Consider the following 18,362-nt stretch of genomic DNA (forward strand, 5'->3'; position numbering starts at 1 on the left):
TTTATTAAAAGCATGACTGACTTACACGGACGTATATCAGCGCGACCGACACGGGGGGCGGATGACAATAAAGGTCGCCACTACGATTTCATCAAAAGCCGTATCCACCCCACGTTCAAGGACGCGTCACTGCGACGGATCCGGGAACTGAGCCTCACGCAAACGGCTTCAGGGTATTGGGTACAGAGCACCACGGGTTTCGATCACTCCCCGCTACAACACGCCAACCTCGAACTCTGGTCCGCTCAAAACACTGTCGACCGGGTCATGGACAAGGTCCAAGGCGTTTACGAATTCGCCGAACCGTTGCTGACCAGGGCGTTGCTGGAACAGTTCGGTGTCGACGTCGATGTAAAGACCACTTACCTGCACCTTTATCTACCCAAACAGCTCCCCTGGTATGCCAGCAATCTCAACGGCGTGGTGACCCGCACCGTTTCGCTGCTGGACGCGGCCTTGCATAACTTCGCGAGCCGCGAAACCTGCGAGGCGGACTCGAACTTCATCAGCCAGCCCGATGCCCGCGGGCATTTCGACACCCTGGCGATCAAACGCAAAATGTCCATCGCCCAGTTCCAGACCCTGTGTCGCACGCTGGACATTGGCGCGCGCTACACGAAATACCTCGAAGAACAATTGCGGCCCAGGGATGGCCTCGCCCAAGTGGTTTTGAAACACAAGATCATCGAGAACGAGAAAGCCGCGTTTAAAGCGGCCGCTCAGCTGGCCGTCCTGAAGGGCGACATCGACGCCGATGCCGGTGACCTGATCCTGATGATGCTCGATGGCCAGCGCAACCTCACCCGCAAAGGCCGAATCATGCAGTTCGCCAAACTGTCCATGCTCGACAGCCTGCTGACCGGCATCGTCTTGATTACGCCGGATCTGAACCGGGTCCATAAGGTAGTGCCGATCTTCGCGTATGTCCCACAAGACCCCGAGCACCCGCTGAAAGAGTACCCCTCGACCCTCGCGCTGATGAAAGAGCTGACGCGTCAGCTGCGCGACAACGCTGTCATCTCCTCCACCGGCATGACCTACCAGCAATTCTTCAGCCGGTTCGTCGATCAATCCGATCGGGGGCATTTTTTCGGCGGGTTGCAACAACGCCTGTTCCAAGTGAAATGGCATCGCAAAGAGCCGCTTGACCCGAGGCCGAGCTGGCGCGAAGAGGCTATCACTGCCCCTCGTCTGCAGTTCAACACCGCACCGATCAGCGGCGAACTGTGGCAGTACCTGTTCGAGCAAAAGCTCAACAAGGTCCTCAATGACGCCCGTCACATCGCCGTGTCCACCGCCGATGCCGATACCCATGCACGATGGGCCTGGTGGGAGAACTTCAAGAAAATCGTCTCGGACATCTTCAACATCGCCCTGATGGTCGTCACGCCGTTCGTGCCCGGACTGGGCCAGCTGATGATGGGCTACATGGCTTATCAGATGGCCAGCGACGCCATCGAAGGCCTCGTCGACATGACCCTGGGACTGTGGACTGAAGCCACCGAACACATTGTCGGCCTGGTCACCGATGTTCTTCAGCTGGAAGCGTTCGCCGCCGGTGCGCAGATCGGTGCGCTGGCACGCCTGAAACTGTCGCCGCTGATCGAAGGCATGAAACCGGTCACCCTGCCCAATGGCGAACCCCGGCTGTGGCACCCCGACCTCAAACCTTATGAATGGCCGGATGTGCAGTTATCGCCGGACTCCAGACCTGACGCGCTGGGGCTGCACGCTCACGAGGGCGAGGCGGTTCTGCCGCTGGATGACAAGCACTACGCCGTGCAAAAGGATCCGCAAACCGGCAACTACCGGGTCAAACACCCGCATCGCGACAATGCTTACCTGCCCGAGTTGAAACACAACGGCCTCGGCGCCTGGACCCATGAAGCCGAGCACCCGCGAGCCTGGGATCGTCCGACGTTGATGCGCCGTCTCGGCCACACCGTGGAGGGCTTCAGCGACGCGGAACTCGAAGCCGTTCGCATCGCCAGCGGTACCGACGACGGTGCGCTGCGCCGGATGTACGTCGACAACACGGCCCCGCCACCGTTACTCGACGACAGCCTCACCCGCTTGAACATCCAGCGCCAGACCCGCCAGGCCATCGAGAGGATTCGTTCAGGCCAGCCTCTGGATCCCTCCTCCTACTGGTTTGAACCGCTGGCGACTTACCTGGACGGCTGGCCCGCGGACAAAGCCCTGAAGGTCTACGAAAACGCCGACATGAGCGGCCGGTTCCGCCAGTACGGCAATGCCGATGCGACGGCCGAACAGACCCTGTCCACCAGTTTGTCCAACCTCATGAGCGAGCAATTTGCGCCAGACCTTGTCGAGTTTCTCAACGAAGAAGAACTGCACGCCGTGCTCGGTCGGTCCACCGCCCAACGTGAACGGGTGCAAGCCTTGCGCAATCGACTGGCGGACGAAGCCGATCGGCTGACCCCAGACATCATCAATCAGCTTTACCAAGGGGCCCAGGCGTTCGACGATCCGCCGCTGCGACTCATGCGCCACACCTTTCCCGAGTTACCGTCCCGTGCCGCCGCGACGCTGCTGAACACCACTGACGCTGCCGACCTCAAGCGCATGACCCAAACGCAACGACTGCCCTTGAGCCTCAAGAGCCGCGCCCGTGAGGCGGCCTTCGAAGCCCGGACCAACCACGCCTATGAAGGCTTCCAGGACGGCGCGCAGTGGGTGGCGCAAACCGAAAGCCTGGTGCTGAACGCCTTGAGGATTCATACCGACACGTTCGCGCAATTGCGCATCGAGGTTCGTGAAGGCAACGATGCCGGTCCCTTGCGTAGCCGTGTAGGGGCCGAAGACGCGTCGATGGTCCGGGTGCTGGTCAAGGACGATGGCAACCGGTTCGAAGTCTGGGACGGTGACAACCGAAAACTGCACGACGCCACTGACTTTTACGAAGCCGTTCTCAACGCCCTGCCGAAAAACAAACTGGCGCAGTTGGGTTATCGGCCAGGCCAGGGGGGCTTCTTCAAGCAATGGGTGATGGCCAAGACCGAGACACCGGCGCAGCGCCGCACGGCGCTCGCCGCCCCGCCGATCCGTCCGCTGGCTGACCATGAAGACATGATCCTGTTGCGCGGTCCCGGCTTCTCCACAGTCGCCCCCACGCTCACCCAACGGGTGCAGGACATTTACCCTCACTTCAACGACCGCGAGGTCAATACCTTCGTTCGATCCCTCGGTTCGCAGGAGCAAGGGCACCAGACACTGACCCGACTGGACCGCGAACTGGACGACCTGCGAGTACTGTTGAATCGCTGGCGCTACCAGCAGCCGGATAGCTGGGGGCCGGATCAGCGCGGGTTCGTCAACAGTGGCGGGTTGCACATTGCCGAACGCTTTATCGACTGTTTCAAACGCAAGCCTACGGTTTTTGGTGAACGCAGCATCACGGCCGACGGCGGGTATGCGCTGGACCTGTCCACAGAGTTCCAGGTGCTCGACCTCGAACGCTGGTGGAAGGAACTGCCGGATATCAAACGCTACCTCGATCAGATCAGCACCTTGAATCTGGACCGCACGACCTTTTCCGAAACCACCTCCGGCCTCTTGGGCGCCTTCCCTCATCTGCGACAACTGAGCGCCCGTAGCTGCGGCCTGACGCGACTTCCCGACACCATCGGCAAGATGCACCACCTGCGCACGTTGCGACTGATGAACAACGACATCACGTTGACCCCCTCCGCTGTCGAGCAACTGCGAAATCTGACCCGCCTGGAAACCCTCAGGCTCGATGACAACGCGAAGCTGGGCCTGCTTCCGGACGTCGGACGCATGCCCAGGCTGAGAATCCTGAGCTTGAGCAACACGGGCGCTACCACCTGGCCCGACGGCCTGTTCGGGCCCTCCAACAAACGTCGACCGCGCGGCTTCTTTCTGGATATGCAGGAGAACCCGATCAGGGTCATTCCGAAAGTCGTGCCCGGCTCGGAAGATGCCTTCCTCCTGGCCCGGACCCGCTTGTACGAAGAGCAGCTCTCGGACGCCAACCTGATCACCTTCAAGGCGTATCGACGGTCAGTCGGCCTCGCGCCCGAGCAGGTCTACATCGACGCGGCGCGTGACGCGATAGAACTGTGGCCGATGCAAGACGATTCGGTCTGGTGGAGTGCCGAGGTCTCAGGGTTGGGGACCTTCCGCGAGGAAGCCTGGCACGAATTGATGACCGAGCCCGGCGCCAAGGATTTCTTTGCATTGATCCAGAAGCAGACCCGTTCGGCCGATTACAAGGCCGGTGGTGAATTGCGCCAACAACTCAGCAGCCGGGTATGGCGCATGATTGAAGCCATCGACCTGGACACCGAGCTGCGCAAGGATCTGTTCGAAATGGCCAGGGCGCCTACCACCTGTGCCGATGCCGGGGCCCAGGTGTTCAACCACATGGGCATCAAGGTGCTCGCCTCCGAAGCCTATGCCTTGTCGACGTCCAACGCCGTGCTTGAAAGCAAACTGGTGAACCTGGCCAGAGGTGCCGCTCGCCTCGCGCGCGTGGATGACATTGCCCGTGCCGATTTCGGCAGCCGCCCGGGCAATCCGGATGAGGTCGAGGTGTACCTTGCCTACGAAACCGGCCTGGCTCAACGCCTCGGTTTACCGTGGCAATCGGAGACGATGCTGTTTCGCACCATCGCCGGTGTGAACACCAAAACCATCGACACCGCCTTCGAGACGGTGATGTCGATGGAGGCCGGCGATGGGTTGGTCAACGACATGATCGAACAGCCGTTCTGGCAGAAATACCTGCAGGACACTTATCCGAACGAATTCCGGCGCAATACCCGGTTTTACGAAACCAAGAGCGACTTGCTCGATGAGTTACGCGAAGTCCAACACACCTGGGCCAGTTCCAAGGGCCAGCAAATTGCACAACGACGCGCCCTCAAACAGCGTCTGCAAGACCTCGCCCGGCGCCTGAATATCGATGACAGTGTGGTGTTGACGGACCAGGACATGACCGATGAGGTCTACGGCCAATTGCTGCACGACATGGGTTACGAAGAAAAAGAGCTGAGCAGAAAACTCACCCGCGCAGCGCTGCAAAAAGACGCACAGTCGTAATCGGCAACCCCTGATGCATCGGGTGATGTATCAGGGGTCACGCTTAACCCACTTCCGAATCCCAAACCACCGTGACAGTGCCCGAGTACGTTCTGGCGACACCGGGCTTGATCATTTCCTCGACCTCATCCTGCGCAATCTCGAAGTGCAACGTGCCCGGTTTGCGATCGACATAAAAGCGCGGCTGGAACAGCTCGGTACCACTGCCGTCGCGCCGTAACAGCCGACGGCTGACCGGTTGATCGGTGGCATCCACCAAGCCATTGGGCAGGGTCACGCTGACGTCGAGCGGCACGACATGGCCTGAAGCCGGGTCGCGCACCGAGCAGCGGTTGCCATCGGTGCTGTACTGGCAGTCCAGGCTCATCTTGAAGCGACTCGATGAAGACACATTGAACGTCTGATCACGAAACAGCCGTGTGGGCTTGCGCCCTTGGGTCAGCCAGGCTTGCCAGCCGCCCTGCGGAACCAGTTCAACGCGATTGCCACCGGGTGGAATCTCGACCTTGAGGGTGTGCCGAACATCCAGAGAGAAGTTGAGGGTCAGTTGGTTGTCACTGGGGATCATGACATCGCCCATGTCGAAGTCCTGACGCGGACCGACGGTGTACGGCATGGTGCCGGTGTATTTGCCCGTCTTCATGGTCAGGGGGTTAGGCGTGCGCAGCTCATAAGCGAACACGAAGTACAGGTAGCGAAAGGAAAGCGGAATATCGAACCTCGCCGTCTTGCTGCACACGCCCACTCCTCTGGCGACTCGCCAGAAACTGTTGTAGCCCGAGGGCCCTGCCGAGTGCCAACCCACACTTGAACAGGGTATAGGCGCATAGGCCCAACCGCCACCTACCCACAAGTCATCCCACCAACCTCCTCCGGTCAGTTCAGTGACAGGGCGGGGAGTTGCGGCTTCGTGCCCGATCCCGCCAATACGAATGGAAAGCACCTCGGTATCACCCGACTCGTGGGTGACCACCACCTCTCTCCAGTCCGAGGGAACGCGGGCCATTCCGCCTTGCCGCGGGTCCGCATGGTTGGCCAGGATTGGCGCATTCGCCGTGAAGGAAATAGGCGCAATAAGGCTGAACAGCTTATAGGGCGCACAGGCCTGTGGAATCTGCCGGCAAAAACCTTCGGACGGGGTCATGTTGACGAACACGTTATTATTCGGATTCGAGGAATCCGGCTCGAATACCGCTTCGATGTCCATCACTGCGGCCTGTATGGGCAGGGCAAACACCGCACACAGCAGGCTGGCCGATGCAGCCCCCTTCAACGTCCGGGCTGATCGCTTATTCAATAAATTCATCATTTGGGCAACACCGCGTTGAAGACCATGTTGACGCTTCCAAAATAGTTGCCGGGTTTGTAAACCCCATCGGCGGGTGGCACAGGCAGCACTTCCAGTAAAACCCGCTTGCCCTGCGCGGCGTCGACCAGCGAAACCACCTCGCGGCTTTCCCCCTCGCTCAACAACTTTTCGTTGAACAGCACGCGCAATCCAATGTCATGGGCCTGCGTCCCGTTAGACAAGTAAGGCCGGCCCTCAAGGCGGGCTTCGATGGAACCGGCTTCGCTCTTCACATCGAAATACTTGCGCAAGCCGCCCAGGGTCGAGGTCGTCAGATTCCATGGCAATGACTGTTCGCGGTGAATCCAGCCGGGGTCTGCGGGAATGACGTAGAACGCCTGGCTCGGGATCGTCACGAATACTTCAAAGTGCTGCACTTCGCGGGCCGCGAACGCACCATGGCAGGCCATCGCCGACACCATCAGGACCGTCAGTTGTCTGAACATAGTCATCAGCCCTTCACATCGAGTTTCTTGCGGCTCTCGCCTTCAACCAGCGTGAAGCGGTACTCGCGGCCAGCCTGTTTCTCGAACTCGAAATGGCGCCCGGCCAGAACATGATGTTTGGTGGTCGGCTGGCAGTCCTGGTCGTTCTTGACCGAGCAATCCTTGAACTCATCGATCACCACCACGGTGTTGCCGGTATTGCGGATCCGGTACCTGGCCGCCTCGTTTTCGATCACGCTGGCGTAACGCGGGTCCTTGGGGCGAACGAAAAACACCGCGCCATACCCGGCCAGCACCGTGACCCCGGCGGACAGGGCTTTCCTGTACTGCTCACGCTCCTCGCCGGAGACGGCGAATTCGTCTTCCTTCTCGGGCACCACCGGTATGAAACGCACACGGAAATAGCGCTCTTTGTCGCGCTCGCCCATGTACAGCAACCGCGTGCCCTGCATGCCACTGGCGGGCACGATCAATCGCGCCGGGCTGGCCATCAAGCCATCCCGGGAATTGCCCTCGGCATTGGATTTGAGCGGCACCTCCCGCGACTTGCCATCGGCGTCGTAGAGGATTTCAAGGATGTTGACCTTGACGAAAGCGGTGCTGTCGCCGCCGTTATAGACGCGTTTCAAAAAGGTACTTTTGTCGCCGTCCAGGTAGTCGTAGACCGTGCCGATATTGATGTTCGGCCCGGCGTGTGCCGTCTGGGTGAACAAACAAAAACCAATCAGTGCCAACCGACGTTTCATCGTCATTTACCTCATAAAAAAATGCGGGGTGCCGGGCATCAGCCTGCCGTCGGCGTCTCAAGCGTCAGGTCCGCCAGCGTGTCCGGCGTGCAACGCAAATCACCAATCATCAGCACGTTGTTTTCCGTGTGGCCACGGCTCGGGTCGAGGCGGAACTGGCACAGCAACTGGTTGCCGTGGCGCACTTCCAGGGTCGGTGAACCGGCGTTCATTTCCATGGAGAAGAAGCCGTCCACCTCACTGACCCCGCGACTGGCGTGGTTGATGATGTGATGGCCCTTGAGCGGGTTGCCCTGGGGGTCGATCAGGCGACCGAGGACAGTGAGGGTTCGCATCACGCGAATCTGGCGATAATCCACGCCGCCCTTGTTCAGGTGATAACTGGAACGGGCCGGCTGGATGGTCGCGGCAGGCACGTGATTGCCTTCGAAATCGAAACTGACGGAGCTGCTTTTGTAAGCCGTGATCGGCACAAAATTGCGTCCGGGCTTGAGGACTGCGCTGCCGCCGCTCAGATCGTCGGCGCGTAAAGTGATGTCGTCGATGTCCGACTCGACATCGATGATCATGCCCGCGCCATTGCGGTGGTATTGGCTGGTCACGATCATCTTTTGCCCGCCGACCGCCACGGTGCTGTCGAGGTTGAGGCCGCCGGTGAGGTCGTTGTTGTAGGACGAGCGCTGGATAAATCCGTCGCCGTTGACCCGGTCCGATTGCATCGTCGCCAGCGCATTCAAACCGAGGCCATAGGTGTCGGTGATGGCCGTGGCGGAAACGCTTTGCAGCAGGTGGTCCTGCAAGTCTTTGCGGTAAGTGATCGAGGCATTGTTATCACGCCCGCCATCGCGATCGGTGCGGGTGCCGATGCTGCCGGAGAGCTGCTCTCCCGGGCCACCCAGCGCCACGCTCACGCTCAGGTCAAGGCCGCGATTTCGATCATTGCCCGAACTGAAGCTGCCCGGCCTGTCGAACAGCGACAGGCGCCAATTGGCGTCGCTGCCGAACAGTTGCGTGCGTTGAGTCCAGCCCAGATCCACGCCGACCCCTTCGGTGTTGCCTTCGCTGTGGGACACCCGGGCATTGACCGAACTTTTGCTGGTGAGGCGATGATTGAGTGACAAGGACGAGTTGCTGGTCTGGCCGATAAATACATTGCGCTGCCGCACGCGCGTGCCGTCGGGCAAGGTGTCGTAGAGCCGGGTGGTGTCGAGCCAGCTGCGGTTATGGCTGGCGACGAGGCTGCCGCTGCCGTAGGAATAAAGCCCCTGCACGTCGAAACCGGTGCCGTAGTCCTGAGTCTTGTAGACGTTGGCGAAGACGCTGGCGTTGTTGACGATGGCCCAGTCGACCGACGTGCCGTATTGCAGGGTGTCTTTCACTTGCCGACCCGACAGGCCGAGAATCACCCGCGGGTGCAGCAGGAAGTTGAAGGCGGCGCCAGCGGTCATGTCGCCATCGGCCTGCTCATCCCAGTTGCTGAGCATTTTCGATTCACGCCCGGCAAACAGGTTGTAGCGCCAGCGCTCGTCATGATTGCGCCAGTTGTTGGGTTTGTAGACCAGCTCCTGCGTGCTGGAGGTGATCTGGCCGTCTTCGATCAGCCGCACTTCCACTTCATAGATGCCGCCGGGCAATGGCCGCGTATCGAGGGTCTGCAAACCAGCCGGTATCGCCTGAGTATTGATCAGCAAACCGTCGCGATAGATTTCCACCGAGCCCTGGCGATTGGCCGTGACGTAGATCGGGTAGACCGCCGGTTTCGGGTTATTGATGGCCAGGCTGTCGGAGCTGCCGTACATGACGCCGAGCGCGGTGTCAGGGCTGGCGCCGAAGGAGCGCGGCTGGCGCGTCAGGCCTTCCGAGGTGGGCGTGAACAAGCCCAGGCGCAGGAAGTTGCCTTCCAGTTCACGCTGGGTAAAGAGCTCATGCACGGCGTGATAGAGCTGATTGTCCACACCGCCCAGGCGGGACAACTGCAGGTTCACCGCTTGGGTCCAGTTGCCCAGGCTGCTGCTCGCTTCCAGACCGTATCGACCACCGAGGTCCTGGTTCTGGCCGCCATTGAGGTTCAGCTGGTTGCGCACGATCAACCCGGTGCTGCCGTCTTCGGGCTGGTTGTAATAGCGCTGCACCTGATCATCGTGCTCGGCGTTTTCCGTGAGGATCGACACCAGCGAGTTTTCCAGGCTGTAGTGCACGGCCAGCAGTTGTTCGGGGCAATTGGCCTGGCAGGCGCCCAGCACCACGCCATGTTTGAGGTAGTTGGCCCAGATGTCGCGCTCGCTGGCTTTGATCGTGCTATCGCTGACATCGGTGAATTCAACGAGGGTGATGCGATCGTCGCGGGTCAGCACAACCATCGCCTCACCGAGAAACTGCTGATCAAGTTCCACGCGCACCGCCAGCGGCACATCAAAGAAGTGCTCTTCGAACTCGCTCGGTAATCCCTTGGCTTGCGCAAGCAGACTTCGGGGTGTGTGGCCGTTGTCCGCTGGCGCAGCCAGGGCAGTCGCACAAAAACATAGGGCAAGCGCCGTCGCGATGGGAGTCATCGGGAACATGAACGAAATACTCTGAAGATAAATTCGTTGAAACCCGATCGACAGGCACAACCTCCCTGGCGATCGGTGAACGTTGCCAAGTAAGACAGAACTTACTTACAGCACGCGTTTGCTTCAGATGCGCGGAATGGCATCAAAGATGACGACCGGGTTGGCGGTGTAGATCCCCACCTGACTGTTGCCCGGCTTCTCTGCCGTAATCACCAGGTCGGCGCGCATGCCGCCGTTGGACTCGGTGTCGCCGACCACTTCCTGAGAATCAGCGGTCAACTCCGTGCCATTGAAGGTATAGGTCAGAGGAATGTTCAAGGCTGGATTACCGTTGAACAGCGGAGTAGGACCGCCCACGACATAAGCGCCGACCGAGCCGTTGGTGTGTTGAATATCATAGGTGCCACGGACTTCCGTCAGGGTGCCGGAGCCGACGACATACTGCATTTTCTCGTCTTTACCGAAGTCTTTGTCTACAGGCTGAGCGTGGAAGACCTTGCTCGGAATATCAGCGGTAATGTTGATGGAGGTGCGCGATTCTTCCGCCGCGAACGCCATCGAAGTGCTCAGGGCCAGGAGGGTCATGGGAACGGCGATTGCAAACGTCTTGAACATTATTGAGTACCTGTATTTTTTCAAAGGATTGGGCCGAGGAAAGTCTGGAAAGCCGACATCTCTCCATACGGTGATGGCGATTTCACTTAACTTTCGACGCCGAAGAATGATCGTTCAATCCCTTGAAAAAGTAAGTACGCAACTTCCCAAGAACATGTAGTAACAATGGCGTTCGAACAATAGGAAAAACATTGAAAAAACGCCAACTCGATTGTTTTACCCTCAGAGAAAGACTACACACAGTTCTAATTGAAAAAGCACACAGATACGAACTAGTTGAATTCCGTCAGACGAAGACTACTTATCTTGCGACAGTGGAATAATTATCAATCGATGAACTTTCATGATTAGTTCAATTGCTCTAAAAGAGCAACCGATACCGCATTCCTCATCGCTGATCGCTGATCGCTTCTGGACCTCCAGCGGTGGCCGAGAACGACCGTTGGTCCAGAACGCTTGCGTCTGTCTAAAGATATATCTTAAGTTGTATCTAAACACGACGAGAGAAGACGCAGAAATGAGAGACCATTATTCCCATCGCGACCATAGCGACAGCCGAGACGGCTTCGAGAAACGCCCAGGCCCCGGCCGTGAACGCGGCGGCCGCGGCCCCCGGGTGTTCGCCCCCGGCGACCTGAAACTGCTGCTGTTGGCGTTGATCGCGGAGCAGCCCTGCCACGGCTATGACCTGATCCGCCAGATCGAAAGCATGTTCGACGGCGCCTACTGCCCCAGCCCCGGTGTGATCTACCCGACCCTGACCTTTCTCGAAGAAAGCGAAATGATCCTGGGCGATGCCGAGGGCGGCAAAAAACGCTACACCATCACCGACGCCGGACGTCTGTCATTGACCGAACAGGCTATTGCGCTGGACGGCGTGCGAATGCGCATCGAGGTCAGCAAGCGCTCATTGCGCGGCCATGATCGTCCGGCCGAGATCCACGAGGCGGTGCACAACTTGCGTCACGCCCTGCAAATGCATCACGGCCGCTGGAGCCCGGAAGAAATCCTGCGGGTTCGCGACCTGCTCAACAACACCGCCAAAGCCATCGTCGATGGCCCTGCCGTTCAACCCGTCCAGGAGAAAGCCGAATGACTGAAGTTGTGCACACCATTCACCGTGTCATGCACGAGGTCAAACGCCGTCGTCTGCAAGTGCTGCGGGTGGTTGACCTGACCCCGCGGATGCGCCGGATCACCCTGGGCGGCCCGGAGTTGGCCGGCTTCGTCAGCCTGGGCACGGACGACCACGTCAAACTGCTGTTCCCGCAAAACGCGGCCGAACACGCCGCACTGGAAACCCTGGTGCTCGGCGCCGGCAAAGACAACGGGCCGATGCCGGCAATGCGCGACTACACGCCGCGTCGCTACGACCTCGACACCCTGGAACTGGACATCGATTTTGTCCTGCATGGCGACGGCCCCGCCTCGACCTGGGCCGAGCAGGCCACGCCCGGCCAGTTCCTGCACATCGGCGGGCCGCGTGGCTCGATGATCGTGCCGGACATGTTCGACAGCTATTTGCTGATCGGTGACGAAACCGCCCTGCCCGCCATCGCCTGCCGGCTCGAAGGTCTGGCGGCCAATCGTCGTGCGCTGGTAATTGTGGAAGTGGAGAACGGCGCCGAGCAGCAACGCCTGGAAAGCGCCGCGCAGGTCAGTGTGATCTGGGTCTTGCGCGAGGGTGGCAAAGACAACTTGCTGACCACCGTGAAGCAGCTGCAAGTGCCGAGCGGCAACCTGTATGCGTGGGTGGCGACCGAGACCAAGGTGTCACGGCAGATTCGTCGTGTGCTGCTTGATGAGCACGGTTTGAATGAACAATTCGTCAAGGCCGTGGGGTACTGGCGGGCGGAGGGCAGCGACGAGGAATAACTGCAACTCGATAGTGTGGCGAGGGAGCTTGCTCCCGTTCGGCTGCGAAGCAGTCGTAAAATCAGCCTGCGTGGTGACTCAGTTAAAACCCGGTTGCAGGTTTAAGCACTGCTGCGCAGCGCAGCGGGAGCAAGCTCCCTCGCCACAAAAGTCCTTCACATCACCCTCAGTATTCACCGACCGCGCCACCGGTCCAATGCGACCATTATCAGAGCAATCACCACAAACCCCGTCAACAATCCACCCGCATTCAAAAACACCTGTGGATAACCCAAGGTGCCGACGTCAATGAACGGATAGGGATAAACCGCCAACTCATGCCCCCTCAGCAATGAATAGGCGAAATACACCAGCGGATAGATCACCCACAACCCGAGATGCCGCAGGCGCAACGTGCCCTTGGGCACGCACCACCACCAATACGCCAGGAACAGCAGCGGCATGACGTCGTGCATCAACTCATCGGCCAGAAACTGCCAGCCTTCGGGATGCCACAAATGGCGCAACAACAGGCTGTACGCCAGACCGACGACTACGATGCTCACGGCAATGGCGCTACTGACCCACGGCTGCAAAAACCAGCGTCGCGCCGCCGACTCGCGAGAGGTCCACTCACATGTCAGCACCACCGCCACCAACGTATTGGTCAGCACGGTGAAGTAGCTGAAAAAGCTCAGCAGCCCACCGATCAAGCTCGCTTCCAGTGTCCAGCGCGAGTACAGAATCAGGTACAGCTGAATGGCCAGTCCGGCCCAGCTCAGCACAGCGGCCACTGCCACAAAACGACGCCTCGCGGCAGAACCTGGCGTCGACAGAAAGCCCATGTTCAGAGCGGGCGCTTGGTGCGCATCAGCTTCACGTACAAGCGTTCAACCTTCTCCCGCGCCCATGGGGTTTTACGCAGGAAGGTCAGGCTCGACTTGATGCTCGGGTCACTCTTGAAACAGCGGATATCAATGCGCTCGGCCAGCCCCGACCATTCGTAATGCTCCACCAGGGCGTTGAGGATTTGCTCCAGCGTCACGCCGTGCAGCGGGTTATTGTTCTGTTCGGTCATGCCGGGCCTTTGAGCGATGAAGGGGATTGGAAGCCGCGCACCTTAGCCGAGGGTGTGGCCGGGTGGAAGCGCTCTGTGCGCTCTCTGGTAAATGTAGGTGAACTTGAACCGATCGCTGTCCGGCACTGTTACCGAATACGAAATAATTCATGTCACGAAAAGCGCTTTCTCTATTTGTAACAGAACATTATCCTTGCGCCCGTCAAGCTGAAACGCTTCATCCAGGCGCGACATAGTGCCGCTTTCAGTTCACCCCCCAGAAAAGATCAAGAATTCCTTCTCTATGCCTGATTTCCCAACTCCGCGAGACAGCGCTGTCTGCATCGCTATTGCCAGTCGAAAAGCCCTGAACCTGATCGGTGGTTTCACTGCTTTTGGCCTGGCTACCTGCACCCAGGCCGCGCCCGCCTTCGATAGCGAATCGCCCTGGATGCTCGGCGACTGGAATGGCACGCGCACCGAACTTTCGGAAAAAGGCTACGACTTCAAAGTCGATTACACCGGCGAAATGGGCAGCAATCTGCACGGCGGCTACGACCACGATCGCACCGCACGCTACAGCGACCAGTTCGGTTTCGGCACGCACCTGGACTTGCAGAAAATCCTCGGCTGGGACGACGCTGAATTTCAGCTGACCGTCACCGAGCGCAATGGCAACAACATCAGCAACGACCGGATCAACGATCCGCGTGTCGGCGGTTTCACTTCGGCGCAGGAAGTCTGGGGCCGTGGGCAAACCTGGCGCCTGACGCAGATGTGGTACCAGCAGAAATTTTTCGACCAGAAACTCGACATCAAAGTCGGCCGTTTCGGCGAAGGCGAAGACTTCAACAGCTTCCCATGCGACTTCCAGAACCTGGCGTTTTGCGGCTCGCAGGTCGGTAACTGGGTCGGCGGCATCTGGTACAACTGGCCCGTCAGCCAGTGGGCAATGCGGGTGAAATATCACCTGACGCCGGAGCTCTACGCGCAAATCGGCGCGTATGAGCAAAACCCGTCGAACCTTGATCGCGGCAACGGCTTCAAGCTCAGCGGCAGCGGCACCCAGGGCGCGATTCTGCCGGTCGAACTGGTGTGGTCACCAACACTCAACGGCCTGCCGGGCGAATACCGCGCCGGTTATTACTACAGCAACGCCAAGGCCACGGATGCCTACAAGGACAGCAATGGTCAGCCGGCAGCCCTGAGCGGCGAGGCTTACCGCAGCGCATCGAGCAAGCACGGCGTGTGGCTGGGTGTGCAGCAGCAGATCACCAGCCGAGCCAGCGACAATTCGCGCGGCCTGAGCGTGTTCGCCAACGGCACGATGCACGACAAGAAGACCAACGCCATCGACAACTATGTCCAGGCCGGCGTCGTCTACAAAGGCCTGTTCGATGCGCGCGCCAAGGACGACATCGGCTTTGCCCTCGCCCGGGTTCACGTCAACCCGGCCTATCGCAAGAACGCCGAAGCGACCAACCAGGCCCGCGTCGTCTATGACTACGACGACCCCTCGTTCCTGCCGCCCCAGGACACCGAATACAGCGCCGAACTCTATTACGGCGTGCACGTCACGAACTGGCTGACCGTGCGCCCGAACCTGCAATACATCCGCCACCCCGGTGGCGTGGACAAGGTCGATGACGCGCTGATTGGCGGGATAAAAATCACCTCGTCCTTTTAAGACACACACAAAACCTGTGGGAGCGAGCCTGCTCGCGAAGGGCCGTCAGCCTGAACATCAATGCCGACTGTCCCATCGCTTTCGCGAGCAGGCTCGCTCCTACAGGGAACGCACCAACCGAACCTTTTTTATCTGAACCATGCCCGCACAGGATCGTCATCTACAGTGAACTTGCGCGGGACTACTTGAAACGTCACGGAGAACCACACTATGAGCACTGATGGTGCTTTGAGTCGAAGCCGTCTACTGCCGACCCTGCTCGGCATTCTGCTTCTGCTAATGGGCCTGGCCATGCTGGCCGGCGGGATCAAGCTGAGCCTGCTCGGCGGCTCGTTGTATTACCTGCTGGCCGGTATCGGCCTGACGCTGACCGGCGTGCTGCTGATCCTGGCCCGCCGCGCTGCACTGGGCCTCTACGCACTGGTGCTGTTTGCCAGTACCGTGTGGGCCTTGTGGGAAGTCGGCCTCGATTGGTGGCAACTGGTGCCGCGTCTGGCGATGCTGTTTGCGCTGGGCCTCGTCATGTTGCTGCCGTGGTTCCGCCGTCCGTTGCTGATCACCGGCCCTGCGCCGATGGGCACTGGCGCACTGAGCGTGGCAGTGGTACTCGCGGGCGTTGCCGCACTGGCCAGCCAGTTCACCAACCCGGGTGAAATCAAAGGCGAACTGGACCGCGACAGCGTGCCCGGCATGACCAACACCGCCCCGGCCATGCCCGACGGTGACTGGAATTCCTACGGTCGCAGCGCTCATGGTGATCGTTACTCTCCACTGGCGCAGATAACCCCGCAGAACGTGAACAAGCTCGTTCCCGCCTGGACCTATCGCACTGGCGACCTGCCAGGGCCGAACGATCCGGGTGAAACCACCGCCGAAAACACCCCGCTGAAAGTCAACGGCATGCTCTACGTGTGCACGCCGCACAGCCAGGTGATCGCGCTGGATCCCGACACCGGCAAGGAAATCTGGCGTTTCGATCCGAAGCTCTCCACGCAAAACGCGGCGAACTTCAAGGGTTGGGCGCACATGACATGCCGTGGCGTGACCTATCACGATGACGCCGTCTACGCGTCCGAGCAAAGCCCGACCGGCACCGCCAGCCCTGCGCCGGTCAGCACCGTCTGCCCACGCCGGATCTTCCTGCCGACCGCCGACACCCGCCTGATCGCCCTCAATGCCGACACCGGCAAGATGTGCGAAGACTTTGGCGACAAAGGCCAGGTCGACTTGACTGCCAACATCGGCGGCTTCAATGCCGGCGGTTACTACTCCACCTCGCCTCCAGCGGTCACTAAAGACCTGGTGGTGATCGGCGGCCACGTCACCGACAACGTTTCCACCGACGAACCCAGCGGCGTCATCCGCGCGTTCGACGTGCACACCGGCAAACTGGTGTGGAACTGGGACAGCGGCAACCCGGACGACACCACGCCGATTGCCGAAGGCCAGGTCTACACGCGCAACTCGCCGAACATGTGGTCCATGTTCGCCGTCGACGAAAAGCTCGGCATGCTTTACCTGCCGATGGGCAACCAGACCCCGGACCAGTTCGGTGGCGATCGCACCCCTGAGTCGGAACTGCACGCTGCGGGCCTGACCGCCCTCGACATCGCGACCGGCCAGGTGCGCTGGCACATGCAGTTCACCCACCATGACCTGTGGGACATGGACGTCGGTGGCCAGCCTACCCTGATGGACCTGAAAACCGCTGACGGCGTGAAGCCAGCGGTACTCGCTTCGACCAAGCAAGGCAGCATTTACGTGCTGGACCGCAGCACCGGCAAGCCGATTGTGCCGATCAACGAAGTGCCGGTGCCCCAAGGCGCTGTCGCTGGTGATCACACCTCGCCGACCCAACCCAAATCCGACCTCAACCTGATGCCGCCGCCGCTGCAAGAGCGCGACATGTGGGGCGTGACCCCGTTCGACCAACTGATCTGCCGGATCGACTTCAAATCCATGCGCTACGACGGCCCGTTCACGCCGCCATCGCTGCAGGGATCGATCGTTTACCCCGGCAACTTCGGCGTGTTCGACTGGGGCGGCATCGCGGTTGACCCGGTGCGTCAGATCGCTTTCGTGAACCCGAGCTACATGGCGTTCAAATCGAAAATGATCCCGGCCGCCGAAATCGCCGCCCAAGGCCCGCGTAAAAGCGAAACCGAAGGCGTGCAGCCGAACAAAGGCGCGCCTTACGGCGTCGTCCTCGAAGCCCTGCTCTCGCCAATGGGCCTGCCGTGCCAGGCACCGGCCTGGGGTTATGTGGCCGCGGTCGACCTGACCACCCAAAAAACCATCTGGAAACACAAAAACGGCACCGTGCGCGACAGCTCACCGGTTCCGATCCCGCTGAGCATGGGCGTGCCTAGCCTGGGCGGCACCTTCACCACCGCTGGCGGCGTCGGCTTCCTGAGCGGCACCCTCGACCAGTACCTGCGCGCCTACGACATGAAAAACGGCAAGCAGCTGTGGGAAGGCCGCCTGCCTGCCGGCGCTCAAACCACGCCAATGACCTACACCGGCAAGGACGGCAAGCAATACGTGCTTGTCGTTGCGGGCGGTCACGGGTCGCTGGGCACCAAGCAAGGTGACTATGTGATTGCGTACAAACTGTCCGAATAAGGTTTAGCGGCGGTTAAAGGAAAGGCGACTCCTGCGAGGGGGTCGCCTTTTTTTGCATCGCTGCACATCAAAATGTAGGAGTGAGCCTGCTCGCGATAGCGGACTGTCAGCCACCCTGGATATTGAATGTTAAACAGCCATCGCGAGCAGGCTCGCTCCCACATTGGGTCGTGTCGGGCCTGAATTTTTTTGCCAGCGTCCTACAGCCGTGACTTTTATGGAGGAGGATTCCGACAAGTTCTGGCGGTTGTTGTGTCAGAAGCCCGTTCGATAGGCTTTCGGGGTCGCTGCAAATTCAGCGGCCGGGTTTGGTCGCCCGGGTTTAGAATGGCGCACTTTTCGTGCTTGCT

12 protein-coding genes are annotated in these 18,362 nt (G+C 59.9%); 5 read left to right on the top strand and 7 right to left on the bottom strand.

What is annotated here, in order from left to right:
- The first annotated feature begins 12 nt into the window (after positions 1–12).
- Positions 13–5,085, top strand: a complete 5,073-nt coding sequence (locus tag JIO00_RS23500) for an NEL-type E3 ubiquitin ligase domain-containing protein (protein WP_200666925.1) — start codon at positions 13–15, stop codon at positions 5,083–5,085.
- A gap of 43 nt (positions 5,086–5,128) precedes the next feature.
- On the opposite strand, the gene JIO00_RS23505 is transcribed toward JIO00_RS23500, so the two are convergent.
- The 5 genes from JIO00_RS23505 to JIO00_RS23525 form a co-directional block, all read right to left on the bottom strand.
- A complete protein-coding gene (locus tag JIO00_RS23505; protein WP_102599731.1) occupies positions 5,129–6,394 on the bottom strand; it encodes a hypothetical protein in 1,266 nt (421 codons plus the stop codon).
- A complete protein-coding gene (locus tag JIO00_RS23510) occupies positions 6,391–6,879 on the bottom strand; it encodes a CS1 type fimbrial major subunit (RefSeq protein WP_042933024.1) in 489 nt (162 codons plus the stop codon). Before JIO00_RS23510 ends, JIO00_RS23505 begins: the two co-directional genes overlap by 4 nt.
- Before the next feature lie 5 nt (positions 6,880–6,884).
- The gene (locus JIO00_RS23515) at positions 6,885–7,625 is read right to left on the bottom strand and encodes a hypothetical protein (RefSeq protein ID WP_010457763.1); all 741 of its coding nucleotides are present in this window, start codon (positions 7,623–7,625) and stop codon (positions 6,885–6,887) included.
- A gap of 38 nt (positions 7,626–7,663) precedes the next feature.
- The gene (locus JIO00_RS23520) at positions 7,664–10,186 is read right to left on the bottom strand and encodes a TcfC E-set like domain-containing protein (protein ID WP_010457765.1); all 2,523 of its coding nucleotides are present in this window, start codon (positions 10,184–10,186) and stop codon (positions 7,664–7,666) included.
- Between the two features lie 114 nt (positions 10,187–10,300).
- Positions 10,301–10,792: a CS1 type fimbrial major subunit gene (locus tag JIO00_RS23525; RefSeq protein WP_145308475.1), complete on the bottom strand. Its 492-nt coding sequence runs from the start codon at positions 10,790–10,792 to the stop codon at positions 10,301–10,303.
- Positions 10,793–11,309: 517 nt separating this feature from the next.
- Here JIO00_RS23525 and JIO00_RS23530 point away from each other — a divergent pair.
- Together JIO00_RS23530 and JIO00_RS23535 are read left to right on the top strand one after the other, a co-directional pair.
- Positions 11,310–11,888, top strand: coding sequence for a PadR family transcriptional regulator (locus JIO00_RS23530; RefSeq protein ID WP_200666927.1), 579 nt, complete (start codon positions 11,310–11,312; stop codon positions 11,886–11,888).
- Positions 11,885–12,667, top strand: a complete 783-nt coding sequence (locus JIO00_RS23535) for a siderophore-interacting protein (RefSeq protein WP_077749808.1) — start codon at positions 11,885–11,887, stop codon at positions 12,665–12,667. Before JIO00_RS23530 ends, JIO00_RS23535 begins: the two co-directional genes overlap by 4 nt.
- Before the next feature lie 173 nt (positions 12,668–12,840).
- On the opposite strand, the gene JIO00_RS23540 is transcribed toward JIO00_RS23535, so the two are convergent.
- Together JIO00_RS23540 and JIO00_RS23545 are read right to left on the bottom strand one after the other, a co-directional pair.
- Entirely contained in the window at positions 12,841–13,491 is a 651-nt protein-coding gene (locus tag JIO00_RS23540; RefSeq protein ID WP_200666929.1) for a Pr6Pr family membrane protein, read from the bottom strand.
- Positions 13,492–13,493: 2 nt separating this feature from the next.
- Positions 13,494–13,724, bottom strand: coding sequence for a VF530 family DNA-binding protein (locus JIO00_RS23545; RefSeq protein WP_007903672.1), 231 nt, complete (start codon positions 13,722–13,724; stop codon positions 13,494–13,496).
- Between the two features lie 283 nt (positions 13,725–14,007).
- Here JIO00_RS23545 and JIO00_RS23550 point away from each other — a divergent pair, with 283 nt between their 5' ends.
- Both JIO00_RS23550 and JIO00_RS23555 read left to right on the top strand, forming a co-directional pair.
- Positions 14,008–15,390: a carbohydrate porin gene (locus tag JIO00_RS23550; protein WP_077749806.1), complete on the top strand. Its 1,383-nt coding sequence runs from the start codon at positions 14,008–14,010 to the stop codon at positions 15,388–15,390.
- Positions 15,391–15,600: 210 nt separating this feature from the next.
- The gene (locus tag JIO00_RS23555) at positions 15,601–18,012 is read left to right on the top strand and encodes a glucose/quinate/shikimate family membrane-bound PQQ-dependent dehydrogenase (RefSeq protein WP_200666931.1); all 2,412 of its coding nucleotides are present in this window, start codon (positions 15,601–15,603) and stop codon (positions 18,010–18,012) included.
- The last annotated feature ends 350 nt before the right edge of the window (positions 18,013–18,362 follow it).

The sequence above is a fragment of the Pseudomonas sp. SW-3 genome, assembly GCF_016615645.1.
GTDB classification, from domain to species: Bacteria; Pseudomonadota; Gammaproteobacteria; order Pseudomonadales; family Pseudomonadaceae; genus Aquipseudomonas; species Aquipseudomonas mandelii.